The sequence below is a fragment of the Muricoccus harenae genome, from assembly GCF_009848505.1.
Lineage (GTDB): Bacteria > Pseudomonadota > Alphaproteobacteria > Acetobacterales > Acetobacteraceae > Roseomonas > Roseomonas harenae.
Genome location: NZ_WWDL01000025.1, coordinates 73,007 through 95,673, shown reverse-complemented (window position 1 = coordinate 95,673; position 22,667 = coordinate 73,007). Strand labels below are relative to the sequence as shown.

The 22,667-nt window shown below is 66.7% G+C and carries 25 protein-coding genes and 2 tRNA genes; 16 read left to right on the top strand and 11 right to left on the bottom strand.

Features of this window, described 5'->3' with window-relative positions; translation table 11 throughout:
• Positions 1–345 (top strand): ATP-binding protein (locus tag GSE44_RS17745; RefSeq protein WP_159350162.1); only part of this gene is annotated, 345 nt, incomplete at its 5' end.
• Between the two features lie 324 nt (positions 346–669).
• On the opposite strand, the gene glnA is transcribed toward GSE44_RS17745, so the two are convergent.
• Together glnA and GSE44_RS17735 are read right to left on the bottom strand one after the other, a co-directional pair.
• Complete coding sequence (glnA, locus tag GSE44_RS17740) at positions 670–2,091, bottom strand: type I glutamate--ammonia ligase (protein ID WP_159350161.1); 1,422 nt, start codon at positions 2,089–2,091, stop codon at positions 670–672.
• A gap of 115 nt (positions 2,092–2,206) precedes the next feature.
• Positions 2,207–2,545 (bottom strand): P-II family nitrogen regulator, encoded by a 339-nt coding sequence (locus tag GSE44_RS17735; protein WP_159350169.1) that lies wholly within the window; start codon positions 2,543–2,545, stop codon positions 2,207–2,209.
• Between the two features lie 317 nt (positions 2,546–2,862).
• Here GSE44_RS17735 and GSE44_RS17730 point away from each other — a divergent pair, with 317 nt between their 5' ends.
• From GSE44_RS17730 to GSE44_RS25360, 4 genes are all read left to right on the top strand, one after another.
• Positions 2,863–4,077, top strand: a complete 1,215-nt coding sequence (locus GSE44_RS17730) for an aminotransferase (RefSeq protein WP_159350160.1) — start codon at positions 2,863–2,865, stop codon at positions 4,075–4,077.
• Positions 4,078–4,183: 106 nt separating this feature from the next.
• A tRNA-His gene (locus GSE44_RS17725) sits at positions 4,184–4,256 on the top strand.
• A 128-nt stretch (positions 4,257–4,384) separates the two neighbouring features.
• Positions 4,385–5,152 carry an SDR family oxidoreductase gene (locus GSE44_RS25365; protein WP_201306121.1) on the top strand — a complete coding sequence of 256 codons (768 nt, stop codon included), beginning with the start codon at positions 4,385–4,387 and terminating at the stop codon, positions 5,150–5,152.
• A 12-nt stretch (positions 5,153–5,164) separates the two neighbouring features.
• Entirely contained in the window at positions 5,165–5,971 is an 807-nt protein-coding gene (locus tag GSE44_RS25360; protein ID WP_201306120.1) for an aspartate dehydrogenase, read from the top strand.
• A 4-nt stretch (positions 5,972–5,975) separates the two neighbouring features.
• Here GSE44_RS25360 and GSE44_RS17715 read toward each other — a convergent pair whose 3' ends face one another.
• From GSE44_RS17715 to GSE44_RS17705, 3 genes are read right to left on the bottom strand one after another with little or no spacing between them, the layout of a single operon-like run.
• Positions 5,976–6,944 carry a LysR substrate-binding domain-containing protein gene (locus tag GSE44_RS17715; protein ID WP_159350159.1) on the bottom strand — a complete coding sequence of 323 codons (969 nt, stop codon included), beginning with the start codon at positions 6,942–6,944 and terminating at the stop codon, positions 5,976–5,978.
• A 22-nt stretch (positions 6,945–6,966) separates the two neighbouring features.
• Positions 6,967–7,308, bottom strand: a complete 342-nt coding sequence (locus GSE44_RS17710; RefSeq protein WP_159350158.1) for an efflux RND transporter periplasmic adaptor subunit — start codon at positions 7,306–7,308, stop codon at positions 6,967–6,969.
• A 5-nt stretch (positions 7,309–7,313) separates the two neighbouring features.
• Positions 7,314–7,574, bottom strand: a complete 261-nt coding sequence (locus GSE44_RS17705) for a hypothetical protein (RefSeq protein WP_159350157.1) — start codon at positions 7,572–7,574, stop codon at positions 7,314–7,316.
• A gap of 170 nt (positions 7,575–7,744) precedes the next feature.
• Between GSE44_RS17705 and GSE44_RS17700 the strand changes: the two genes are divergently transcribed.
• The 3 genes from GSE44_RS17700 to GSE44_RS17690 all read left to right on the top strand — a co-directional run bounded on the left by GSE44_RS17700 (position 7,745) and on the right by GSE44_RS17690 (position 10,135).
• Complete coding sequence (locus tag GSE44_RS17700) at positions 7,745–8,902, top strand: extracellular catalytic domain type 1 short-chain-length polyhydroxyalkanoate depolymerase (RefSeq protein ID WP_159350156.1); 1,158 nt, start codon at positions 7,745–7,747, stop codon at positions 8,900–8,902.
• A gap of 409 nt (positions 8,903–9,311) precedes the next feature.
• Positions 9,312–9,491: a hypothetical protein gene (locus GSE44_RS17695; protein ID WP_159350155.1), complete on the top strand. Its 180-nt coding sequence runs from the start codon at positions 9,312–9,314 to the stop codon at positions 9,489–9,491.
• Positions 9,492–9,862: 371 nt separating this feature from the next.
• Entirely contained in the window at positions 9,863–10,135 is a 273-nt protein-coding gene (locus tag GSE44_RS17690; RefSeq protein WP_159350154.1) for a hypothetical protein, read from the top strand.
• Between the two features lie 262 nt (positions 10,136–10,397).
• Here GSE44_RS17690 and GSE44_RS17685 read toward each other — a convergent pair whose 3' ends face one another.
• Positions 10,398–10,994: a helix-turn-helix domain-containing protein gene (locus tag GSE44_RS17685; protein ID WP_159350153.1), complete on the bottom strand. Its 597-nt coding sequence runs from the start codon at positions 10,992–10,994 to the stop codon at positions 10,398–10,400.
• A 160-nt stretch (positions 10,995–11,154) separates the two neighbouring features.
• Here GSE44_RS17685 and GSE44_RS17680 point away from each other — a divergent pair, with 160 nt between their 5' ends.
• The 5 genes from GSE44_RS17680 (at position 11,155) to GSE44_RS17660 (ending at position 16,119) form a co-directional block, all read left to right on the top strand.
• Positions 11,155–11,655, top strand: coding sequence for a hypothetical protein (locus GSE44_RS17680; protein WP_159350152.1), 501 nt, complete (start codon positions 11,155–11,157; stop codon positions 11,653–11,655).
• 145 nt (positions 11,656–11,800) lie between these two features.
• Positions 11,801–12,523, top strand: a complete 723-nt coding sequence (locus tag GSE44_RS17675; protein WP_235924914.1) for a GntR family transcriptional regulator — start codon at positions 11,801–11,803, stop codon at positions 12,521–12,523.
• Between the two features lie 114 nt (positions 12,524–12,637).
• Positions 12,638–14,035: an FAD-dependent tricarballylate dehydrogenase TcuA gene (gene tcuA, locus GSE44_RS17670; protein WP_159350151.1), complete on the top strand. Its 1,398-nt coding sequence runs from the start codon at positions 12,638–12,640 to the stop codon at positions 14,033–14,035.
• Positions 14,022–15,164 carry a tricarballylate utilization 4Fe-4S protein TcuB gene (gene tcuB / locus GSE44_RS17665; RefSeq protein ID WP_159350150.1) on the top strand — a complete coding sequence of 381 codons (1,143 nt, stop codon included), beginning with the start codon at positions 14,022–14,024 and terminating at the stop codon, positions 15,162–15,164. The genes tcuA and tcuB overlap by 14 nt, the downstream gene beginning before the upstream one ends.
• Positions 15,165–15,324: 160 nt before the next feature.
• Positions 15,325–16,119, top strand: a complete 795-nt coding sequence (locus GSE44_RS17660; RefSeq protein WP_159350149.1) for a class II aldolase/adducin family protein — start codon at positions 15,325–15,327, stop codon at positions 16,117–16,119.
• Positions 16,120–16,177: 58 nt separating this feature from the next.
• Here GSE44_RS17660 and GSE44_RS17655 read toward each other — a convergent pair whose 3' ends face one another.
• Positions 16,178–17,146 carry a tripartite tricarboxylate transporter substrate binding protein gene (locus tag GSE44_RS17655; protein WP_159350148.1) on the bottom strand — a complete coding sequence of 323 codons (969 nt, stop codon included), beginning with the start codon at positions 17,144–17,146 and terminating at the stop codon, positions 16,178–16,180.
• 639 nt (positions 17,147–17,785) lie between these two features.
• Here GSE44_RS17655 and GSE44_RS17650 point away from each other — a divergent pair.
• Positions 17,786–18,043, top strand: coding sequence for a hypothetical protein (locus tag GSE44_RS17650; RefSeq protein ID WP_159350147.1), 258 nt, complete (start codon positions 17,786–17,788; stop codon positions 18,041–18,043).
• Between the two features lie 167 nt (positions 18,044–18,210).
• Here GSE44_RS17650 and GSE44_RS17645 read toward each other — a convergent pair whose 3' ends face one another.
• A complete protein-coding gene (locus GSE44_RS17645; RefSeq protein ID WP_159350146.1) occupies positions 18,211–19,524 on the bottom strand; it encodes an O-acetylhomoserine aminocarboxypropyltransferase/cysteine synthase family protein in 1,314 nt (437 codons plus the stop codon).
• A 385-nt stretch (positions 19,525–19,909) separates the two neighbouring features.
• On the opposite strand from GSE44_RS17645, the gene GSE44_RS17640 reads away from it, so the two are divergent.
• The gene (locus tag GSE44_RS17640; protein WP_159350145.1) at positions 19,910–20,287 is read left to right on the top strand and encodes a hypothetical protein; all 378 of its coding nucleotides are present in this window, start codon (positions 19,910–19,912) and stop codon (positions 20,285–20,287) included.
• A 98-nt stretch (positions 20,288–20,385) separates the two neighbouring features.
• The gene (locus GSE44_RS17635; protein WP_159350144.1) at positions 20,386–20,550 is read left to right on the top strand and encodes a hypothetical protein; all 165 of its coding nucleotides are present in this window, start codon (positions 20,386–20,388) and stop codon (positions 20,548–20,550) included.
• A 705-nt stretch (positions 20,551–21,255) separates the two neighbouring features.
• On the opposite strand, the gene GSE44_RS17630 is transcribed toward GSE44_RS17635, so the two are convergent.
• From GSE44_RS17630 to GSE44_RS17620, 3 genes are all read right to left on the bottom strand, one after another.
• A tRNA-Ser gene (locus GSE44_RS17630) sits at positions 21,256–21,346 on the bottom strand.
• A 46-nt stretch (positions 21,347–21,392) separates the two neighbouring features.
• A complete protein-coding gene (locus tag GSE44_RS17625) occupies positions 21,393–21,956 on the bottom strand; it encodes a nucleoside 2-deoxyribosyltransferase (RefSeq protein WP_159350143.1) in 564 nt (187 codons plus the stop codon).
• Between the two features lie 50 nt (positions 21,957–22,006).
• On the bottom strand, positions 22,007–22,657 hold the full coding sequence (locus GSE44_RS17620) for a flavin reductase family protein (protein ID WP_159350142.1): 651 nt from the start codon (positions 22,655–22,657) through the stop codon (positions 22,007–22,009).
• Between the last annotated feature and the right edge of the window lie 10 nt (positions 22,658–22,667).

Here is a 22,667-nt window from a genome sequence, read left to right as displayed (position 1 = left end):
CTGGTCAATGAGTTGGCAGAGGCAGCGCACGCCAACCAGCTCAGCCGCGCGCTCAGCCGCTGGGAGCGGCTCGACCTGATCTGCATCGACGAGCTGGGCTATGTGCCATTGGCCGAAACCGCCTGCGGGTTGATGTTCCAGGTGATCGCCGACCGAGCGGAGAAGGCGGCGGTGATCGTGACCACCAATCTGCCGTTCTCCGAATGGCCGCAGGTCATCCCTAATCCCCGGCTGTGCAAGGCCCTGATCGATCGCCTGACCGACCGGGCGCACATCATCACCACGGGGGCGGACTCCTACCGGTTCCGCCGCACCACGGCGCAGCGCAAGCCCGTCAAGCCGTGAGGAGGACACCAGAACAGCGACACTGACCGTCCTGGCCGGGCCGCGGCCCGGCCAGAACGGCCAGAAGCGGCAGCTGGGCCAGAATTCGCCAGCACTGCTGGGCCAAAATTCAGTGACACAGCCAACCGCCGCGCGAACGCCTTGGGCCTGGCTGCAGAGAGCTGCAATCTTGCCCTGCTGTCCCGCGATGGGGCTTCCCCACCACGGACATTAACGGTCGGCTTCGAACCCACTCATGTTTTCATGGGCTGGCTGGCAGCAGAACGGCCCACGTTGTTTCAACGTGGGCCGCCCGTAACTCATCGAAGATGATAAATTCTTAGCTCAGACCGAGTAGTACATCTCGAATTCAACCGGGTGCGGCGTGTGCTCGAACCGGTACACGTCCTGCCACTTCAGCTCGATGTAGGACTCGATCTGGTCGGTGGTGAAGACGTCGCCAGCCAGCAGGTAGTCGTGGTCGGCCTCGAGCGACTGCAGCGCCTCGCGGAGCGACCCGCAGACCGTCGGGATGCCCTTCAGCTCCTCCGGCGGAAGGTCGTACAGGTCCTTGTCCATCGCCTCGCCCGGGTGGATCTTGTTCTTGATCCCGTCCAGACCGGCCATGAGCATCGCCGCGAAGGCGAGGTAGGGGTTCGCGCCCGGATCCGGGAAGCGCACCTCGACGCGCTTCGCCTTCGGGCTCGTCGCGTAGGGGATGCGGCAGGAGGCGGAGCGGTTGCGGGCCGAATACGCCAGCAGCACGGGAGCCTCGAAGCCAGGGATCAGCCGCTTGTAGGAGTTGGTCAGCGGGTTGGTGAAGGCGTTGAGGGACTTGGCGTGCTTGATGATTCCGCCGATGTACCACAGCGCGTAGTCGGACAGGTCCGCATAGCCGTTACCGGCGAAGAGCGGCTTGCCATCCTTCCAGATCGACTGGTGCACATGCATGCCCGAGCCGTTGTCGCCATAGATCGGCTTCGGCATGAACGTCGCGGTCTTCCCGTAGGAATGCGCCACGTTGTGGATGCAGTACTTGTAGATCTGCATGTGGTCGGCCTGGGTGATCAGCGGGCCGAACTTGGTGCCGAGCTCGTGCTGCGACTGCGCCACCTCATGGTGGTGCTTCTCGCCCAGGACGCCCATCTCCATCATGGTGGAGAGCATCTCGGCGCGCAGATCGACTTCGCTGTCGACCGGGTTCACCGGGAAGTAGCCGCCCTTCACGCCCGGGCGGTGGCCCATATTGCCCTCGGGGAAGTCCTTCATGGACGCGCCCGGGCCTTCGCCGCTCTCCAGCTTATAGTGGCCGTAGTTGCCGCCGGTGCCGAACTTCACGTCGTCGAACACGAAGAACTCGGCCTCGGGGCCGAAGAACGCGGTGTCGCCGATGCCGGAGGACTTCAGATACTCCTCGGCCTTCTTCGCCGTGCCGCGCGGATCGCGGTTGTAGCGCTGGCCGGTGGAGGGCTCGTAGATGTCGCAGAACACGATCAGCTGTGGCTTGGCGCTGAACGGGTCCATGCAGGCATTCAGCGTGTCCGGCATCAGGATCATGTCGGACTCGTTGATCGCCTTCCAGCCAGCGATCGAAGAGCCGTCGAACATGATACCCTCGGCGAAGGTGTCCTCCTCGATGGTGGAGACATGCTGGGCAGTGTGCTGCCACTTGCCCTTCGGGTCCGTGAACCGGAAGTCCACATACTCGACGCTATTCTCCTTGATCATCTCCATTACCCTGGAGACGCTTTCCTTATCATTCGCCATTCGCCGGGTCCTGTTCCCCTTACGCGTTGATCATGGGGGAGCGTGTGCCGCCCCACCCTGGCCCACCGCAAGCCCCCCTGTCGGTTCCCCGGGGGCGTCGCGGCAGGAAAATCCCTCAGACCGCCTCTTCGCCGCGCTCTCCGGTGCGGATGCGCACCACGTCCAGCACGTCGGTGATGAAGATCTTGCCGTCGCCGATCCGCCCGGTGCGCGCGGCGGCGGTGATCGCCTCCACGGCGCGTTCGGCCAGGTCGTCGGAGCAGATCACCTCGATCTTCACCTTGGGCAGGAAGTCCACGACGTATTCCGCACCGCGGTAGAGTTCCGTGTGGCCCTTCTGGCGCCCGAAGCCCTTGGCTTCAACCACGGTCAGCCCTTGCAGGCCGATCTCGTGCAGCGCGTCCTTCACCTCGTCCAGCTTGAAGGGCTTAATGATAGCTTCGATCTTCTTCATCGGCTCCGTGTCCCGCAGGGTGGCGGGCACCCCGCTCCTCCCGCGTCTTGGCCGCGGCCCGGCAAGGCAGGCCGCTGGCGGGCGGACGTTGCACGGCCCGTGCCGGGCGGGCAAGGACGGCGCGAGGGGAATTTGAGAGACCCAGGGCCCGGCGCGCCACCAGCCGGGGCAATCTGCCTAAAGCGGAGGCATTCGGGCGCTGCGCGATTGCGCCCCGGGCCCTGCGACCCCATCATGGGCCGACCCGCACCCTGGAACGTCCCGCCCGGGATCGCCCTCCGTCGCGCCTGCCCTTCCTCGGAATCCCTGCCGCGCCCATGAACGCCCCCCTCAAGTCCCAGAATGCGCTCCTCTCCGCCACCGGCACCACGATCTTCACCGTGATGTCCGCCCTCGCCGTGCAGCACGGGGCAATCAACCTCGGCCAGGGCTTCCCGGACCAGGAGGGGCCGGAGGTGGTTGTGCGAGCGGCCGCCGAGGCGCTGCTGGACAACCGGAACCAGTATCCGCCGCTGACCGGCGTGCCGGAACTGCGCCAGGCCGTTGCCGATGCCAACCGCCGCTTCTATGGGCTGGAGGTCGATCCGCTCTCCGAGGTGGTGGTCACCTCCGGCGCGACCGAGGCGATCACCGCCTGCCTCATGGCCGTGTTGAACCCGGGCGACGAATGCGTGCTGATCGAGCCGCTTTACGACACCTACCTGCCCGTGGTGCGGATGCTCGGGGCCATCCCCAGGCTCGTCCGGCTGACCCCGCCGAAATGGGAGCTGCCGCGGACCGAGCTGGCTGCCGCCTTCGGGCCCAAGACCAAGGCAATCTTGCTCAACTCCCCCATGAACCCCGCCGGCAAGGTCTTCACGGCGGCGGAACTCGCCTTCGTGGCGGACCTGCTGCAGCGCCACGGTGCTTATGCCGTTTGCGACGAGGTCTATGAGCACCTGACCTTCGACGGCTGGGCGCATATCCCCCTGATGACCCTCCCGGGCATGCGGGAGCGCTGCATGCGGATCGGCAGCGCCGGCAAGACCTTCAGCCTGACCGGTTGGAAGGTCGGCTATATAACCGCCGACCGGTCGCTGGCCCCCAACATCGCCAAGGCACATCAGTTGCTGACCTTCACCACCCCCCCGAATCTGCAGCGGGCCGTCGCGGTGGGGCTGGGGCTCGAGGATTCCTATTTCACCGGCCTCTCCACCTCGCTCCAGGCGAAGCGGGACCGGCTGGCGGCCGGGCTGGCGGCGCTCGGCTTCGGGGTGCTGCCCAGCCAGGGCTCCTATTTCGTCACTGCCGATTTCCGGCCGCTCGGCTTCACCGGGAACGATGTGGCCTTCTGCCGCCACATCACCGAGGAAGCCAAGGTCACTGCCATTCCCGTTTCAGCCTTCTATGACGGGGAGGGGGCGCCGAATCACTTCGCCCGCTTTGCCTTCTGCAAGGCCGATGCGGTGTTGGACGAGGCACTGGCCCGGCTTGGAGCCTGGAAGGCGGCCCGCAGCGCCATGCCGGAAGCCGGGGCTCGCGCCGCCGGCTAAGGCACAATGCGTCCGGAGCCATGGTTCTGCTTCAGCCATGGTTGACGGAAGGGGCGCCTGCACCCTAAACCGCGCCGCCGGCCGGAACTCCCGGTCGGCACGTATGGCGGCCTTAGCTCAGTCGGTAGAGCGCCACGTTGTGGTCGTGGATGTCACGGGTTCGAGCCCCGTAGGTCGCCCATCCCTCCCTCCCGCCTTCACCGCATCCCGAGCCTGCTCTCACGGCAGACCCGGTTGACTTCGCGGCCATCTGCTTCCGAACTCCGTTTCCAGCGCGGCTTGAAGGCCGCCGGGGACGGAGAATGCCATGAAGCTTACCCTTGAGGGCCGCCGCGCCCTGGTCACCGGCGGCTCGCGCGGCCTCGGCCTCGCCACGGCCCGCGCCTTCGCCGAGGCCGGCGCCCGGGTGGCGCTGGTAGCCCGGAGCGAGGGGCCACTCGCCGAGGCGTCCGCCTCCATTCCCGGCAGCATCCCCGTCGCCGCCGACATCGCCACCGCCGAGGGCTGCGAGGCTGCCTTCCGCGCAGCCGAATCGGCGTTGGGCGGCATCGACGTCCTGGTGAACAACGCTGGCACCTCCCGCCGCGGGCCGCTCTCCTCGCTGAGCGATGCGGACTGGCAGGCAGACCTGGACCTGAAGCTCTTTGCCGCCATTCGGCTCGTGCGGCTCGCCTGGCCAGGCATGGCCGAGCGGCGCTTTGGGCGGATCATCAACGTGCTCAACATCGGGGCAAAAGCTCCCCCGCCGACCGGTGCGCCCACCGCCGTCTCCCGCGCCGCCGGCATGGCACTGACCAAGGTGATGGCGGGGGAGGGGGCGCCACTCGGGATCAATGTGAACGCCCTGCTCGTCGGCAAGATTGACAGCGACCAATGGGTGCGCCGGCACGCCGCCGACCCCGCCGGCCAGTCCTACGAGCAATGGAAGGAGGAAGCCGGCCGACCCATCCCCATGGGGCGGATCGGCCGGGCGGAAGAATTCGCCGCCATGGCCCTGGCCCTTGCGTCCCAGCCTGGCGACTACGTCACCGGCACCGCCATCAACGTGGATGGCGGCATGTCCCCCGTTCCCTGACAGGAGGCTTCCTTGCGCAACACGGTTGCCATTGCCGGGCTGGGCGCCATCGGGCTGGAATTGGCCCGTGCGCTGGATGCGGGGGTGGAGGGGCTGCGCCTCATCGCCGTGGCGGCGCGGGACACTGCCAAGGCCGAGGCCAACCTAGCAGGCTTCCAGAACCCGCCGCAGCTTGTTCCCCTGGCGGAGTTGGCGGACGAGGCCGAGATCGTCGTCGAATGCGCCCCCGCCGCGGTCTTTGAGGCGGTGGCGCGCCCCGCCATCGCACGCGGCCGCATCTTCATACCCGCCTCCGTCGGCGCGCTGCTGCCGCGCATGGAGCTGGTGGAGGAGGCGCGGCAGACCGGGGCGCGGATCGTGGTGCCCACCGGTGCCCTGCTCGGCCTCGACGCCGTGCGCGCCGTGGCCGAGGGACCGGTGCAGAGCGTGACGATCGAGACCCGCAAGCCACCACGCGGGCTGGAAGGCGCGCCCTACCTCACCGAGAAGGGACTGGACATGGGGGCGGTGACGGAGCCCACCCTCGTGTTCGAGGGTAATGCGCTGGAAGCGGCGCGAGGCTTCCCGGCCAATGTGAATGTCGCCGCCGCGCTGGCGCTCGCGGGAATTGGGCCGGAACGGACCATGGTGGAAATCTGGGCGGTACCGGGCCTGACGCGCAACACCCACACCATCCGGGTCGAGGCCGATGCGGCACGCTTCACCATGTCGATCGAGGGCGTGCCGAGCGAGACGAACCCCCGCACCGGCAAGCTGACGCCGCTCTCCCTCGTCGCCTGCCTGCGCGGGCTGGTTTCCACGCTAAAGGTGGGCAGCTAAGCCCTCAGGCAGCCGCCAGGGCGCGTGTCTCCGGCCGCCCATGCACCTTCAGCGTCCCGAGCCCCGCCAGCGCATCCCGGATCACGTCTCGCAGCAGCCGCACCTCGCGGATGCGGCCGAAGCTCGGGCGGTGGAAGAGGGAGATGTCCCGCCCTGGCAGCGGCACCGAGCGGATCAGCCGATAGGCCACCATATCGTCCAGCAGCGTACCCACCTGCACCGCCAGCTGCGGCAGGAGCGAGCAGCCCATGCCGGCGCCGATCAGCTGGCGCAGCGTCTCCAGGCTAGTCGCCTGCATGGAGCCGCCGGATTGCGCGGCGCGCTGGCAGGCGGGGAAGAGGGAGACGGTCTGGTCGCGCAGGCAATGGCCTTCGCTCAACAGGATCAGCTCCCCGGCGGGTACGTCATCCATCGTCACCCGGTCGATTACCGCCAGCCGGTGGTCGCGCGGCACGGCGAGAACGAAGCTCTCATGGAAGACCGGCAGCTCGGATAGCTCGATGTCACGCACCGGCGAGGCGGCGAGGAGGGCATCGAGGTCCCCCGCCTCCAGGGCGCGCACTAGCGGATGGGTCAGCCGCTCCACCAGGCTCAGGCGGAGATTCGGGAAGCGGCTGCGCAGCGGCTGCAGGATGATGGGGGCGATATAGGGCGTGAGGGTGGAGATGACGCCGAGGCGGAACTGCCCGCCCAGCGGTTCAATCCCCGACTGCGCCATCTCCAGCAGACGGCGGCCCTCCGCGAGGATGACGCGGCACTGGGCCAGGATCTCGGTGCCTTGCTCCGTCACCATCACGCTGCGGCTGGCGCGCTCGAAGACCTGCACGCCGAGATATTCCTCGAGCTTGCGGACCTGGGCCGAGAGGGTCGGCTGGCTGACGGAGCAGGCCGTCGCGGCCTTGCCGAAATGCAGGTTGTCGGCGACCGCGACGAGATACTCGATGTCGCGGAAGCTTAGCCCGGCGAGGTTCATCGCGCCCTGTCTCCTCGTCCCGTTACCACAGCACCACCACATCGCCGGAGGATGGCCCCTGGCGGATATCGATTCCTTCGGGAGTGCTGATCCCGAGCGTCATCGGCACGTGCCGTACCGTGCCGAGCGTTTCGCGAATCCGCACCACGCGCTCGCCGCCCTCGGTGCGGATGGCATCCTGGGGGCGGACGATCGCGTTCGGATTGTCACAGACGATCACGGAGAGATTTGCCGACATGCCGACGGCAAGATGGCGGCATTCCTCTGGCCGGATGTCCTCGATCAACATCCTCGCGGGGAAATCTGGCGCTCCGGTACGGGCGGAGGTCTCGCTGCTCGCCTGCGCGGTCACGCTTGCCACCATGCCGGTCAACTCCTGCCCCGAGAGGCTATCGCCGGGACCGAGGCGGGCTGCCCGACCCGGATCTTGCAGAAGTCGATCTCGTAGATACCGCTGCTCGGCTTGTCGGGCGGGCCGCTGATGTTCATCAGCTTGGGCTTGCCCGAGCCCAAGCCGCCCATGATGGAGACCGGTTCACCCTTCTCCACCCAGAGGGACAGGCCGCGCAGGATCTGCATCTGACCGGGCCCGACCTTGAAGGGCCGGGTGATGTCCGTGAGTTGGAGCATCCGCTGCTTCTACACGGCTCCGCACCCGTTGCGATGGGGGATCATGGCTCAGCGTCGGCCACCGAGCCTTACCAGCGCACCCCAGCCACCCCATGTTGCAGTGCAGCAAGTCTTTCTCGACGCGAGGGCCCGCCGCTTTGGCTCCCTCCGGGCGGAAGCAGGAGATACAGATGAATTCCAGGCTCGGCCTCGCCACACTCATGCGGCTCCAGCGGCAGCGCCAGAAGGCGGCCGAGTCTATGGGCCGGACGCCAACTGGCGATGGCCGGCTGACCGAGGTCGCCCATTTTGGCAGCAATCCTGGTGGCCTCCGCATGCTCAGCTACCTGCCGGCCGACCTGCCGCCGGGCGCGCCGCTCATCGTTGCACTGCATGGCTGCACCCAGACGGCCGCGGGCTATGACGCGGGCTGTGGCTGGTCGGACATGGCGGCACGCTCGGGCTTCGCGCTGCTGCTGCCGGAACAGCGGCGGGCGAACAACGCCCATCTCTGCTTCAATTGGTTCGAGCCCGGCGACACGGCCCGGGGCTCGGGTGAGGCGCTCTCCATCCGCCAAATGGTCGAGCACATGGTCAGCACCCATGGGCTGGACCCCGCACGGGTCTTCATCACGGGTCTCTCGGCAGGCGGGGCGATGACCTCGGTGATGCTCGCCACCTATCCGGAGGTCTTCGCGGCCGGTGCCGTTGTGGCGGGCCTCCCCTATGGCGCCGCGAGTGGGGTGGGGGAGGCCTTCTCCGCCATGGCCCGGCCGGCCGCGCTGCCGCTCCCGGCCCGCGGCGATGCGGTGCGCGCCGCAAGTCCGCACAGGGGGCCTTGGCCCCGCGTCGCCGTCTGGCAGGGGGAGGCGGACTCGACGGTGAATCCGGACAATGCGCATGAGATCGTCAAGCAATGGCTTGACCTGCACCGCCTTGGGAACCGCCCGCCGGATGTGGAGAAGCGGGCCGCCGGCCATTCCCGGCGCGGCTGGCAGGGCCGGGACGGACGGGTCCTGGTGGAGTGCCACCACATCGCGGGCATGGCCCATGGCGTGCCAATCCATCCCGGCGCCGAGGAGGGCCGCTGCGGCGTCGCCGGCCCTTACCTGCTGGATGTGGGCGTATCCTCTACCCATGGCATCCTTGATTTCTGGGGTTTGGATAGCGTCGGTGCCGCCATGGACCTGCCGGGCGCCAGCCAGGATGAGGTCATGCCCGAGCGGCCTGCCGCCAACCCGCTGCATGCGCCCCATGAGGCGATGGACTGGTCAAGGGCGCGCACAGGCGGAGGCCCAGGCGCCGCGATCGTTCAGGCGCTGCGTGCGGCCGGGCTGATGGGCCGCTAGGCGGCCGCCCCGGTTCGGCAAACTGCGGGCCGAAAGGATTGGGCGGGGCGGCCGATCCCGTACTCACTGCGGGCTAGGCGGCCGGCGGCAGCACCCTTGGCGATGCCCGGATGTCACGCGGAAGAGAATTTGGCAGAGTGCCTACAGTTCTGGGCATCGTACGGATGTCAAACTGGGCCACTCCCGCGCTACATCGGGACATCGCTGGCGATCTTTGCGCCGAGGGCAGCAACGTATCTTCGAAGCGGACCGGGCAGGCCGGTGAACGTCATTGGCTGAAAGGTCGGCCGGAGCTAGCGGCCGGAGCGAAGGGGCGAGGCAGCCGCGACGTGAAGCTGTTGCAGCGGCCAGAGGTAAAAGAAGGGTATTTCGAGGACGAAAGTCCTTAGCAATAGCGGGGAGATTTCGGATGTCACCGTCGGCCACGATTTCATCGCCGCCTTCGAGCGCGACGATCGAGATTATCCGCAGCCTCGCCGACCATGCCCGTGAGAAGGGGCTGGATATGGCGGATAGGGCGCTCATGGCTGTGCTCGAGGCGCTGCACGCCCAGGCCGCCGAGGCAGGAATGCGGCCGAGCGACGGCTGACCCGTGCGGGGTGCCTCCGCCAGCCGTGGACGGATTCCGCGTGGCCCATCCGGGGCAAGCCACTTCGTGGAGGTCCTTCAATGGACGGTAGGCCCGCAAGCAAAGGACCAGCGCGGACGCTGCGCCGTCGGCGCGTTCCGGCCGCCGACCCTACCAATGCCACCTGAACTTGACCCCGATATCTGTTCGGCCGGCACCTGCGAATTTTAATTCCGCAAATGGAACAAAAATGGACGACATTTTGCACTGATCTTGTTGTTGAAGTCGATGGCAAGGTTGAATTGCAGCCGGCTTTGATGGGTCCGACGTTGCGCGATGCGGCTGCCAGTATCTATGCGGTGGCCGCAACAGGTCGGTGATCGAGAGGTCCTATGCGGAACGAGACGCAGCACGGTGACGACGCGATGATCGCCGTTGTGGGACGCGCCGTGGAACGGGTTCTAGCCCGTGTCCCTTTTGAGCTTCGGGACGAGGCGCTGCGTGTCCTTAGGGATCAACTGGATTACACGCTCGCCAACTCGCCAATCGAAGGTCCGATCATTGATGAGATGCGGGTGCGGGCGCGTCTGGCAGCGGCATTCGCGGCCTATTCCCCCGCAGCAGGCGGCGAGGGGAGCGAACAGCACGAGCATAAACCCTGCTGACGGACCTCAGCGGAGGCGCATCGCCAGAGGAAAGCTGCGGCGGCGGCATCAGATGGAAAGATCTCCAAAGCCCACTCGGCACCCTCACGCGCGATACTGAACCTGACGGCAAGCGGCGCCAGCACGGATCTGGCGCTCAGCCTTGGCTCGCGAGTGTCGCGCGCCGTTTGCGCGGGCCGCCAGAGGGAAAGTACGCGCCTTCCCTCTTGCGCCCGGAGTGATCCGCTACGCCGGTGCAATCCGCGGTGGCTTCCAGCTTCTACTAGAGAGCGACAGCCATCTCCTCGTACATGGCGCGCTCTTCATCGATGGTCTTGTGGACCAGTTCCAGCGCTTCATCGGTCAAGGCGACGCACACGCGCCGGCCATCGGTGCCATGGGCGTAGCGCTGCACCAGGTTGGCGCGCTCAAGCGCGGCCAGCTTGCGGAGCGCGGTGCTCTGCGGTGCGCCCGAGGAAATGCAGACCGAGGAGACGCTCAGATGCGTCCCCTCAGCCCTGACGGCCGCCAAGTCGAGCAGCATGTCCCAGGCCGGCCATTCGAAGAGCTCACCGCGCGCCATGCGTCGCCGGCGGGCCCGAAGCCGCTGCATGCGCTTGAGCGAACTGGCCAGGTTCTTCGCATCCAAGCTTGCCAGGGAGGGCTGTACCTTCGCCGCTTCGGCCCGCTGCGGTGACGCCGGCGCGCCCGGTGCGTCAAGCTTAACGGTCTGAAGAAGGCGTTCGCATGTCAGCGTCAGCTCCCTGAGCAGGGCCGCACGATCCACATCTGTTCCTGACGCCGTATTCGAAGCCAGTTTGGTACCTGAGGGATGATCCGCCAGTGCTCCACCGTCCCAAGAAGTGAGACTGGCGTTCATACGTTGCGCTCCATGAGAAATGTTCCCTTGATGGAGATATGCTGCACCGCCGAACGACCCTGCGCGACCAACAATGACGTGATGCTTTGGCTCAATGGCACGAAAGCAAATCCAGTCTGGAGGGAGCACAAGTGGCGTTGTGCGGAACGAGCATGCTTGAATGTCCCCGGTCGGACCGGAGTTGCATCGGATTTTAGTCTTGCGACAATTTTCCTGCAGTGTGGCAGTTCAGAACAAGTGGCTCCAGCCGCAATACGGTTCGATGCTGACAGGTCCGCCTCTTCCTGGCGTCATCCTGGTATTACCAGGACGACGCTCCTACGCCTTCCTTGCAACTAGCGGATGTATACGGGCCGGAGAAATGCCTGCGTCAAGTGCCACTCCGGCGAAGAACCAGACATCCAAGATCGTCGGCAGCAATTGGACCATGACCGATCAAGATGAACTAAGCCGCCTCGTTGCTCAGGCCCTGGAGGCCGCCATGCAAGGTCTGCCGCCGGACCGCCGGGAACAGGCGCTGCGCCAGATGCGTGCGGAACTTGGCCATTTCCTTTGCCATGCGCCGATGGAAGAGGATTTCGTGGCGGACATCGCCTCCCGCGCGCGGATCGCCGCCTTGTTCGGCACAACCTATGAGCCTCCGCACAAGCCGCTGATCTAATGCACACGCTAGCACGGAGCGAGCGGGGGCGATCCGGTACGCCCGGCGGGTGGGCATCTGCACCACGCCTCCGCGTTACCGCTAGGCTTTGGGAGCGCGGAAGAGCTCGGCCCGTTTCAGTCAACCCCGGAGGAATGCCCCGGGTGTGCGCCAACCTGGCTTGGCCGGCCGCGCCTTCTGTGCTTCGCCTCTCGGGGTCATGCTGACCAACACGCCCAGGCCGAGCCGCTCCTCCGGGTCCGAGGCCTATGACCTGCTCCTGGAGGCGATCGAGACCGGCGCCTTGCCAGCCGGCACGCGGTTGCGCGAGTCGGAGCTGGCGGACCGCTTCCGCATCAGCCGCACCCCGGTGCGGGAGGCATTGAAGCGGCTGGAGGCCCACGGCCTCGTGCTTCACGAGCCGCATCACGGCGCCGTGGTGGCGCGTCTCGACTACAGCCAGATGATCGAGCTGTACCACATGCGTGAGGTACTGGAGGGCACCGCCGCCGGCTTGGCCGCCACCCAGGCGACGGCGACCGAGCTGGAGATCCTGCGCGAGATGGTGGTGCGCGACGAGGGGCTGCTCGGCGAGCCTGCGGCGCTGGCAGCCACGAACCGCATCTTCCACCGGCAGATCGGCCTTTCCGCCCGCAACCGCTATCTGAACACCATGCTGGAGAACATGCGCCTCTCTCTTGCGCTGCTGTCGGGCACCACCCTCGGCGTGCCGGACCGGGGCGCGGAATCGGTGAAGGAACACGCTGCCATCGTCGCCGCGATCGAAGCGCGGGACCCGGCCGCCGCCGAGCGCGCGGCGCGCCTACATATCCGCAATGCCTTCAAGGTGCGGATCGGCCTGACCCACGAGCCCATCCCTCGCGGCTGAAAGGTCGCGCGCGTCAAGGGCGCGCAGCCTTGCTCCAGCGACTGCCGCGGATGCCTCTTGAAACCACCCCGCCAAGAACGTATCCGCTGGTATACAGAGGAGGCGCCAGGATCGATGCCTGACTTTTCGCGGGTTTGGGACGTGCTGGTGATCGGCGGCGGCAATGCGGCCCTCTGTGCCGCGATCACGGCCCGGCTGGCCGGCTGCTCCGTTCTACTCATTGATTCCGCGCCCAAGCCCTTCCGCGGCGGCAACAGCCGCCACACGCGCAACATGCGGACCATGCATGCCGAGCCAACCTCGGTGCTGACCGAGGCCTATCTCGAGGACGAGTACTGGGACGACCTGCTGCGCGTCACCGGGGGCCAGACCGACGAGCATCTGGCCCGGATGACCATCCGGCTGACCCAGGACGCGCTGCCATTCATGGAAGCCTGCGGCGTGCGGTTCCAGCCCTCTCTTTCCGGCACGTTGAGCCTGTCCCGCACCAACGCCTTCTTCCTGGGGGGCGGCAAGGCGCTGGTGAACGCCTACTTCGCCACAGCCGAGCGCCTGGGCATCGACATCCTCTATGATACCGGCGCGGTGGACCTGAAGCTGGATGACGGCTTCGTCCGGGAGGTCGTGATCGACCACCGCGGCTTCCCGGAGACGGTGCGCGCCAAGGTGGTGATCGCCTCCTCCGGCGGCTTCCAGGCCAATCTCGAATGGCTGAAGGATGGCTGGGGCGAGGCGGCGAAGAACTTTATCGTGCGCGGCACGCCCTACGCCCAGGGGGTGGTGCTGCGGAACCTGCTGGATCAAGGCGTCGCGTCGGTGGGTGATCCGAGCCAATGCCATGCAGTGGCGATCGACGGGCGGGCGCCGAAATACGATGGCGGGATCGTCACGCGGCTGGACTGCGTGCCCTTCTCCGTCGTGGTGAACAAGAACGGCGAGCGCTTCTACGATGAAGGCGAGGATGTCTGGCCCAAGCGCTATGCCATCTGGGGCCGGCTGGTGGCGCAGCAGCCGGACCAGGTTGCCTATTCCATCATTGATGCGAAGAGCGAGACGCTCTTCATGCCCTCGGTCTTTCCCGCCATCAAGGCGGACACGCTGGGCGAGCTGGCGGTGAAGCTCGGGCTCGATCCGGCGGCGGTCGAGAAGACGGTCGCGGCGTTCAATGCCGCCTGCGTGCCGGGCGAATTCAATAGCAACCGGCTGGACGGAAGCCGCACCGAAGGGCTGTCGCCGCCCAAGACCCACTGGGCGCGGCCGATCACCGACCCGCCCTTCTTCGGCTATCCGCTACGGCCTGGGATCACCTTCACCTATCTCGGCGTGAAGGTGGACGAGAATGCGCGGGTGCTGATGGACAACGGCAAGCCCAGCGCGAATCTTTTCGCCTCGGGCGAGATCATGGCCGGTTCCATCCTGGGCAAGGGCTATCTGGCCGGCTTCGGAATGGCGATCGGCACCGTCTTCGGACGGATCGCAGGCAGGGAGGCCGCGAGGAATGCGCGAAACTGAGGCGACCACCGATGCCCGCCGCGCGATGGAGGTTTGCAATGCCTGCCGCTATTGCGAAGGCTTCTGCGCCGTCTTTCCGGCGATGGCGATGCGCCGGGAATTCTCCACCGGCGACCTGAGCTACATCGCCAACCTCTGCCACAACTGCAAGGGCTGCTACTACGCGTGCCAATACGCGCCGCCGCACCCCTTCAACATCAACGTGCCGCAGGTGCTCGCCCAGGTGCGGGCCGAAACCTATGAGGAATATGCCTGGCCCGCTCCGCTGGCGGGGCTGTTCAAGCGCAACGGCACCATCGTCTCGCTCGCCACGGCGGCGGGCATCGCGCTGACGCTCCTGCTGACCATGGCGCTCGTGGATCCCAGCGTGCTGTACCAGCCACAGATCGGGCCTGGCGCCTTCTACCGTGTCATCCCCTGGTGGCTGATGGTTGCGCTGGCGGGAGGTACCTCGCTCTTCGCCGTGCTTGCGCTGGCCATTGGCTTCCGTAACTTCTGGCGGGACACGGGCGGGCGGGCAGATGAATTCCGCCGGGCAAAGCCGCTCGCCGTCGCCCTGCACGACATCTTCACTCTGAAGAATCTCGGCGGTGGGGGAGGGGGCTGCAACGACAAGGACGAGGGTTTCTCCCAGCTTCGCCGCCGCTTCCACCACGCGATGTTCTACGGCTTCCTGCTCTGCTTCGCCTCCACCACCACCGCCACCTTTTATGACCACATCATGGGTCATCCGGCGCCCTATCCCTTCTGGAGCCTGCCGGTTCAGCTCGGCACCTGGGGCGGGGTCGGGATGGTGGTGGGCACGGCGGGGCTGATCTGGGTGAAGATCGTCTCCGACCCTGCGCCAGCAGCGCGCAACCTGCTGGGCGCGGATTACGCGCTGCTGGTGCTGCTGTTCCTCGCGGCCGCCACAGGGCTGCTGCTGCTGGCGCTTCGCGACACGGGGGCCATGGGCGTGCTGCTCGCGGTGCATCTGGGCGTCATCTTCGCCCTCTTCCTCGTCATCCCCTACAGCAAGATGGTGCATGCGGTGTACCGCTCCGCCGCTCTGCTGCGGCATGCGCTGGAGAGGCACCCCACGCCGCCGGGCAACAAGCCGTCCGATCGCGCCCTGGGCTCCGCCGCCTGAAGTGGCGCGCCCGTCCCGCGCTGACGCTTTCGGGAACAGGGCGGGGGCATGAAAATCCTAGCCGGTCGGATCGGCGCGGCGGAAGATGCCGGGCCGGGCGGACCGGCCCACCAACCGGGGCGGCGATCCCGCCCCATCGTTATCGTGGAGGAGGAAGCCCATGCTCGAACATGCCGGGAAGACACTGCGGATCAGTTCCATGCGCGAGCGCGTCTCGCCGGCGGAATGGCAGGCGCGGATCGATTGCGCGGCCTGCTACCGCCTTGTCGCACATTTCGGCATGGCCGACATGATGGCGAACCACATCTCAGTCCGCGTGCCCGGGGAGGACGGCGCCTTCCTCATCAACCCCTACGGCATGATGTATGAGGAGATGACGGCCTCCTCGCTCATCAAGGTCGATCTCGACGGAACCATCCTCGACAAGCCCGACTATGGCGACTTCGACTTCGGCATAAACCGTGCGGGCTATGTCATCCATTCGGCGATCCATGGCGCGAAGCACGAGATTGATTGCGTGATTCACACGCATACCTGGCCGGGTATGGCGGTGTCCTCGCTGGAATGCGGGTTGCTGCCGATGACGCAGACGGCGATGCGCTTCACCAGGATCAGCTACCATGAATATCAGGGCGTGGTGCTGGACCTGACGGAGCAGGAGGCGCTGATCCGCAACCTCGGCGACAACAATGCCATGATCCTGCGGAACCACGGGCTACTGACGGTGGGCCGCAGCGTCGGTGAGGCCTTCAACGCCCTGCACCGGCTGGAACTGTCCTGCCGCGCCCAGATTGCGGCCATGTCCTGCAACACGCCGCTGCATCCGGTACCGAAGGCCGTGCTGGAGGCGACCTACCAGAACTACCAGCCCAATGTCCGCCGCCCTTACGGGCTGATGGAATGGCCGGGCCTTCTGCGGATGCTCGACCGGAACGATCCCAGCTACGCCAGCTGAGGCACAGCCAGCGCGGACCCGGGAACGGGAACCCGGGTTCCGCGCTGGCCGGGCCGCATCACTCCACCATGGCGCCGGAGAGACGTACCACCGTCGCCCAGCGCGTGATCTCGGCATCAATGAAGGCGGCGAATTCCGCGGGGGTGTTCCCCACGGGATCGGCTCCCTGTTCGACCATCTGCTTCTCGATATCCGGCCGGCGCAGGATGGCCGCGACGTCGCTGGAGATCTTCGAGACGATTTCCCGCGGCGTGTTGGCCGGCGCCACCATGCCGAACCAGGAGGATGCGTCGAAGCCCGGGAAGCCCAGCTCCGCCATGGCCGGCACATCCGGCGCGGAACGCGAGCGCTGAAGGCTGGACACTGCCAGGGGGCGCAGCTTTCCGGCGCGGATCTGCTCGATGACCGATGGGATGGTCGCGAACATGAAGTCGAGGCGCCGGCTCAGCAGGTCGTTCAGCGCGACGGCGCCGCGATAGGGCACATGCGTGGTCTGGATGCCGGCCATCTGGTCTATCAGCGCCCCGGAGAGGTGCGAGGATGTCCCGACGCCGGTGGAGCCGTAGGACAGCGCCCCCGGCTTCTCCTTCGCCAGCTTCACCAGCTCCGCCACGTTGCGCGCGGGGAAGTCGGGCGCCACGACGAGGATGTTCGGCACGCCTGCCAAGAGCGAGACCGCTGCCACGTCCTTGCGCGTGTCATAGGGCATCGTTCGGTAGAGGGACTGGTTGACGGCTAGCGGTCCCACAGAACCGACGAGCAGCGTGTAGCCGTCGGGTGCGGAGCGGACGACGTATTCGGTGCCGATGTTGCCGCCCGCGCCGGGGCGGTTCTCGATCACCACCGGCTGGCCCCATTTCTCGGAGAGGTGGCTGCCGACCAGCCGAGCGATGATGTCCGTCGTGCCGCCCGCCGTGAAGGACACAATGATCCGGACCGGACGCTCGGGCCAGGCGGCGGCGCGGGCAGGTGCCACAAGGGCAAGGGCTGGCATGGCCAGCAGCAGATGGCGGCGTGTGGTCGTCATTGTTCCTCCCGATCGGGCCGTCTGGGCCTTGTCCCGCCGCAGAGTGGCGGTACCGTTCCAGCATCGTGGCAACGGTGCGCCGCACAGTGCAAGCACGAGCTGGAAATCCTGCGCAGCCCAAGGCGCGAGAAGGGGAGGTGTCTCCAGCTTTGCGGTGCGGTCCTGGACTGCCTCCTTCGCAAGCCGCGCCACGCCGCCCGAGATCATGAGCCGCTTCGCCGTCCTGGTGTGGAGGGTGCTGGCAGATTCTGCGGTGATGGCACGCACCATTCCCGCGCGGTCCCGCCTCGGGCGTTTCGGCGACAGGCCAAGATGATCGGTGCCATCGGCTCAAGCGATTGGCTGCGAGCGGATGGCTGCCGGTAACTACGCCCGTCACAGAGGAGACGCCCTCATGAGGAACGCGTTCGGCGCTGAATACACCGACGCTGCCGATCCAACATCCGGAGCATACTCACCGGCGGCATGCGGGTGGAGGAAGAGCGGCGCAGTTTCATGCGGGCGCGCCGCAAACGATGGTTCCGGGGGAAGGTGGCCTGACATTTGAAAATGTCGGGCAATGAGGAAACGCTAATGGCGCTTAAGCCATTTCTCGTTCTGTTTCCGCATTACGCTGCCTTTCTCGGCTTCGAGGACTGAATGCTGGACGATAGTGAACTGAGCCACGACCTTCGAGTGACGATGAAAATCGGCCCGCTCGGAGGGCCGAGCTATGTGTATCGGGGGGCTATCATTGACGGGAACGAGGGAGGCACGGTCTTCCGCATCGTCCTGCTCGGCGCCCCGTTTGACGGCTGGAAGAGCGACGGCGACCTGAGCCTGCCCCGCGGGCTCGTCGATGCCTGGCGGGATCACGGCGAGGCACGCCATTTGCTGGCAGATGCCGGCAACCCCTGAGGCAAGGGTTGTGAAACCCGAATGCTTCAAGTTGGAGGGGCGTATATAGGTCCGGCGAACTCACCCGCCAGCCCGGGAAAGCCTGGACTCACCCGCCTATGACGGCGCCCTTGTTCGTCGGGCGCCGCGCGCCTGCGGCAAGGAATGCAGGCGCGGGACGCATTCCCCTAATCGGCAGCCAGCGGCTTGCGGCTGCTGCCGGAAGCGTCGAGTGCCTGGGACAGGTCGCCCAGGATGTCATCAGGGTGCTCCAGTCCGATGGAAAGCCGGACATAGCCGGGCGAGACGCCGGTCGCGAGCTGATCCTCAGGGGAGAGCTGCGAATGGGTCGTGCTGGCCGGGTGGATGGCGAGGCTCCGCGCGTCTCCGATATTGGCCACGTGGTAGACGAGCGTCAGCGCGTCGATGAAGCGGCGCCCGGCCTCCGCGCCGCCGGCAAGCTCGAAGCCAACGAGACCGCCATGGCCGCGGGTGAGATACCTGGCTGCGCGCTCGGCGGCCCGGCCTTTCAGATGCGCGGGGTGGATCACGCGGCTGACCTCCGGCCGCCCCGAGAGGAAGTCGGCGACGATCCCGGCATTGCGGCTGTGCTCGCGCATCCGCAGTGCCAGCGTCTCGATCCCCTGCAGGGTAAGGAAGGCGTTGAAGGGCGACATGGCGGAGCCAAGGTCCCGCAGCAAGGTGACGCGGGCCTTCAGCACATAGGCGATCGGCCCCATCGGCTTGGCGGCCTCCGCCCAGACGGCGCCGTGATAGGAGGGATCCGGCCGGTGCAGGGCTGGCTGGCGCTGCGGATGCGCGGCCCAGTCGAAGTTGCCGCCATCGACGATGATACCGCCGATGCTGGTGCCATGGCCGCCGAGATACTTGGTCGTGGAGAGCACCACGACGGCGGCCCCGTGGTCGAAGGGCCGCACCAAGGTGGGAGCTGCGGTATTGTCCATGATCAGCGGGATGCCGAGCGGCCGGCCGAGCGCCGCGACCTCGGCGATCGGGAAGACCTCCAGCTTCGGATTGGGCAGGGTTTCGGCGTACCAGGCGCGGGTGCGGTCATCGGAGGCGCGCAGGAAGGCCTCAGGATCCTCCGGGTCCACGAAGCGTACCTCGATTCCCTGGTCGCGGAGCGTGTTGGCAAAGAGATTCCACGTGCCGCCGTAAAGGTTCGTCGAGGAGACGATGTTGTCGCCGGCATGCGCGAGGTTCTGCACCGACATGGCCGAGGCAGCCTGCCCTGAGGAAACGGCAAGCGCCGCCACCCCACCCTCAAGCGCCGCCACGCGCTGCTCCAGCACGTCGGTCGTCGGGTTCATGATTCGCGTGTAGATGTTCCCCAGCTCCTCCAGACCGAAGAGCCTGGAGGCATGGGCCGTATCGTCGAACTGGTAGGATGTCGTCTGATAGATTGGTACCGCCACGGCCTTGGTAGCGGGGTCGCGCCGCCAGCCGGCATGCAGGGCGATCGTCTCTGGGTGCTGGGGCATCAATTCCTCCTGAGGACAGGCCGTCTCGGCGGCATGCGGCGCATCCTACATCATCCGCCGGTCTGCCGATCTGCCGGTCTGCCGGTCTGCCGGTAAGGGATCAGTACCGCCTGAACCGGGATGCACCGGGTGGGGCCATCCCATCCGCAATCCCCGGTTCATCGGAGTTTGCGCTCCCAATGAAGTCGGTTGCGGGGTCCTGCACGAGTTCAAGGAGGCGCGCATTGCGGTTGTCTTCCCCCAATGCCCAGCCAAAGGAACAGGTACGTAGCCCCCACGCCGGATACAGAGGCCTTCATCGGCGACCGGCTTGCTTCCGGCTGGTGCCGGGGTGCCAGGGGGATGGTTCGCGCCGGCTTGTGGCTCCTGAAGGAGGTCGAGCACATTGAGGCTCGTCGAGGAAACCGCCCAGCGCACCTGGGCGGCCGTCGAGCGGGCGCAAGCCGAGGCGGCGCTGCTGGAGCGCGAGGAGCGGCTACGTCTCATCGTCGAGAATGCACGGGATCACGCCATCTTCACCGCGGACTCTGGGGGCCGGATCGATACCTGGCTGCCCGGTGCCGCCGGGGTTTTCAACCGGAACAAGGTCATGGCGGTCGGGCGCCCGACCGCCATGACCTTTGCGCCGGAGGGCCAGGAGCGAGGCGAGCCCTCAGTGGAGCTTGCCACCGCGGGCAGGAGGGCGTCGCGCCGAATATGCGCTGGCATCTTCGCAAGGACGGCTCGCTCGTGCTCATCAAGGCGGGCCTTCCTTTCAGGTTGAGATCGAATTTGCGGCGTACTTACTCCAAATCGGTGCCAGTTCCCGCTTAGCGGCACCGCAGCCCCGCCATAGGCTTTGCTTAACAGGGGAGGCGTCAGATGATCTTCGCGAGCGTCGTATGCGTGCCGCTGGTGCTCTTCTTCATCGCCGTCGCCGCCGTGCAAGCGGTCCCATGCCTCATCTGGGGCGGTACAATGGGGCGCGTTCCACGGGCCGTGCTCGGCACCGCCATGGCCGCCGCGGGTCTCTACGTCGTGCTCTAGCGCCTGATCCCGGCGCATGCAGTTCCCCGACAACGCCGAAGATCACCTTGGCAGAGATCCGGGACGCCCTGATCGAGCGCGGTGCCGGGCGGGTCTCGCTGACAACGATCTGGTCGCCCCAGCGCCGGCTCGGCGTCGGGCACAAAAAAGTCGTTCAGATCGGCCGAGCGGGACTAGCAGGACCTGGCCGTCTACCGGCGGCGGTCGCGCATCTGGCAGTGCTATATGGACCCCCAGCGCTTCGCGTCCTCGAGGAGACCTGTGCCGCGACCAACATGATCAGCGGTTATGGCTCGGCCCGAAAGCGAACGCCTTGTCGATGCCGCGCCCCATGGCCTCTGGCGCACCACCATCTTCATCGCAGGTCTCCACAGTGCCGCCCTGCCGCCCGCCCCTTCAAGGCAGTGCCTCGAAGCCCATCAAGCAGGTCTTCGACTTAGCTGAAGGCGCTGCTCGGGAAAGCCGCAGCCCGCATCCGACATGCCCTTTGGAACCGATCGGCAACCGCTAACAGCGTCACCCCAGACGAGTGCCGGGACTGCTTCGCCTACTCAGCATAGGCCTCGGAGTGAGCCGGAAATGCTCGGACCCGCAGTTGACGTCGATCTTGCCAAGCTGGCTGGGCCACGCCGGAAAATGGCTACACACTTGCCAGCCCAATTCGAGGGGCGTTCCGCCAAGCCTCGCATCGGTCGGTTGGGATCATGGCGGACAGGGTGGGATTCGAACCCACGATAGGCTTTTGACCTATACGCACTTTCCAGGCGCGCGCCTTCGACCGCTCGGCCACCTGTCCCGTGGCGCCGGGGTATACGGGGCCGGCACCGGGTCGACAAGCGGGGTCAGACAGATTCCATCAAGGCGCGCAGCGCGGCCTCGAATGCGGTCAGATCGCGCCAGCGGTCCGGTGCGGGTACCTCGCGCGTCAACAGCACCCCACCGGCCGCCCGAAGGCCGCCATCGATCATCAGATTGTCGTGGAGGCCGAAGGCCTCGATGTGCAGGCCCTCGGCATCCTCCCATTCGCCCTCCGCCCGCTCGCGGGCGCCGGCGCCGAGGAAATGGCGGGTCCGGTCGGTAAAGGGCATCGCGGTGTTGGCATAGCCTGCCACCGGGCGGCCCAGGGCCCGCATGAAGCCCAACTCATAGATCGTGCCCGCATCCGCGGAGGGCCCGCGGAAGGGGGTCAGGTTGGCGATCAGCGCATCCGCGCTGCGGATATGCGCCTCGTTCCGGAGGTAGATCGCCAACCAGGCCTCGGCGGCCAGATCGGCCTCCGGGCAGTCGATAGGGTCGGTCGGGAAGATCCCGGTGGCGCCATGGCGCGCGCAGAGGCGGCGCTTGGCATCCGCCACTGCCTCCGCATCCGGCAGGAAGACCTCCGGTCCCGCTAGGTAGATCCGCATGGGAACAAAGCTAGCACAAGCCCGGATAGCCAGCCACCGGGGCCCTCCGTTCAGCCTTTGCGTCGCGCCTCCACCTGCTCCGCGGTCACGCGCGGCATCTCAAAGCGGTCGGTGGTGCGGGCGTACCAACCGGCGCCATGCATGCGGCCCACCAGCCCCAGCTTGGGCGTATCGACGTAGAGCCGGGCGGGATCCAGCATGCAGTCGTCCCGGACATGCACGGCCTGGACCTCTCCCAGCACCAGGTTGTGCCCGCCGATCGGGATCATCTGCCAGAGGCGGCACTCGAGCGCGACCGGGCTCTCGGCGATCCGAGGCACCTTCACCTTGGCCGAGGGTGCGGTGGTAAGGCCCGCCTTCTCCAACTCATTGACCCCGGGCGGATAGTCGGCGGCGGTGACGTTCATCGCCTGCGCGGTTTCCTCGCTTACCAGGCAGAGGGTGAACTCGCCCGTGGCCTTGATGTTGGCCAGCGTATCCTTGAAGTCGTCCTCCTCCTCCCCGCCCATGCCGCGGGCGCCGACGCCGATGCCGACCACTACCGGATCGTTGCTGAAGACATTGAAGAAGGAGAAGGGGGCGGCATTGATGCGGCCCTCTGCATCCTGCGTCACCATCCAGGCGATCGGCCGCGGCACGACGGTCGATACGACGAGCTTGTAGCGGTCCTTCTTCGAAAGAGCCTCGAAGTCGAAGATCATCGGGTGGTTC

Excerpts from the sequence above, each read along its gene's own strand:
- glnA (WP_159350161.1), bottom strand. The coding sequence starts at position 2,091 with ATGGCGAATGATAAGGAAAGCGTCTCCAGGGTAATGGAGATGATCAAG.
- GSE44_RS17735 (WP_159350169.1), bottom strand. The coding sequence starts at position 2,545 with ATGAAGAAGATCGAAGCTATCATTAAGCCCTTCAAGCTGGACGAGGTG.
- GSE44_RS17730 (WP_159350160.1), top strand. The coding sequence starts at position 2,863 with ATGAACGCCCCCCTCAAGTCCCAGAATGCGCTCCTCTCCGCCACCGGC.
- GSE44_RS25365 (WP_201306121.1), top strand. The coding sequence starts at position 4,385 with ATGAAGCTTACCCTTGAGGGCCGCCGCGCCCTGGTCACCGGCGGCTCG.
- GSE44_RS17715 (WP_159350159.1), bottom strand. The coding sequence starts at position 6,944 with ATGAACCTCGCCGGGCTAAGCTTCCGCGACATCGAGTATCTCGTCGCG.
- GSE44_RS17710 (WP_159350158.1), bottom strand. The coding sequence starts at position 7,308 with ATGGTGGCAAGCGTGACCGCGCAGGCGAGCAGCGAGACCTCCGCCCGT.
- GSE44_RS17705 (WP_159350157.1), bottom strand. The coding sequence starts at position 7,574 with ATGCTCCAACTCACGGACATCACCCGGCCCTTCAAGGTCGGGCCCGGT.
- GSE44_RS17700 (WP_159350156.1), top strand. The coding sequence starts at position 7,745 with ATGAATTCCAGGCTCGGCCTCGCCACACTCATGCGGCTCCAGCGGCAG.
- GSE44_RS17695 (WP_159350155.1), top strand. The coding sequence starts at position 9,312 with ATGTCACCGTCGGCCACGATTTCATCGCCGCCTTCGAGCGCGACGATC.
- GSE44_RS17690 (WP_159350154.1), top strand. The coding sequence starts at position 9,863 with ATGCGGAACGAGACGCAGCACGGTGACGACGCGATGATCGCCGTTGTG.
- GSE44_RS17685 (WP_159350153.1), bottom strand. The coding sequence starts at position 10,994 with ATGAACGCCAGTCTCACTTCTTGGGACGGTGGAGCACTGGCGGATCAT.
- GSE44_RS17680 (WP_159350152.1), top strand. The coding sequence starts at position 11,155 with ATGTCCCCGGTCGGACCGGAGTTGCATCGGATTTTAGTCTTGCGACAA.
- tcuA (WP_159350151.1), top strand. The coding sequence starts at position 12,638 with ATGCCTGACTTTTCGCGGGTTTGGGACGTGCTGGTGATCGGCGGCGGC.
- tcuB (WP_159350150.1), top strand. The coding sequence starts at position 14,022 with ATGCGCGAAACTGAGGCGACCACCGATGCCCGCCGCGCGATGGAGGTT.
- GSE44_RS17660 (WP_159350149.1), top strand. The coding sequence starts at position 15,325 with ATGCTCGAACATGCCGGGAAGACACTGCGGATCAGTTCCATGCGCGAG.
- GSE44_RS17655 (WP_159350148.1), bottom strand. The coding sequence starts at position 17,146 with ATGACGACCACACGCCGCCATCTGCTGCTGGCCATGCCAGCCCTTGCC.
- GSE44_RS17650 (WP_159350147.1), top strand. The coding sequence starts at position 17,786 with ATGCTGGACGATAGTGAACTGAGCCACGACCTTCGAGTGACGATGAAA.
- GSE44_RS17645 (WP_159350146.1), bottom strand. The coding sequence starts at position 19,524 with ATGCCCCAGCACCCAGAGACGATCGCCCTGCATGCCGGCTGGCGGCGC.
- GSE44_RS17635 (WP_159350144.1), top strand. The coding sequence starts at position 20,386 with ATGATCTTCGCGAGCGTCGTATGCGTGCCGCTGGTGCTCTTCTTCATC.
- GSE44_RS17625 (WP_159350143.1), bottom strand. The coding sequence starts at position 21,956 with ATGCGGATCTACCTAGCGGGACCGGAGGTCTTCCTGCCGGATGCGGAG.
- GSE44_RS17620 (WP_159350142.1), bottom strand. The coding sequence starts at position 22,657 with ATGATCTTCGACTTCGAGGCTCTTTCGAAGAAGGACCGCTACAAGCTC.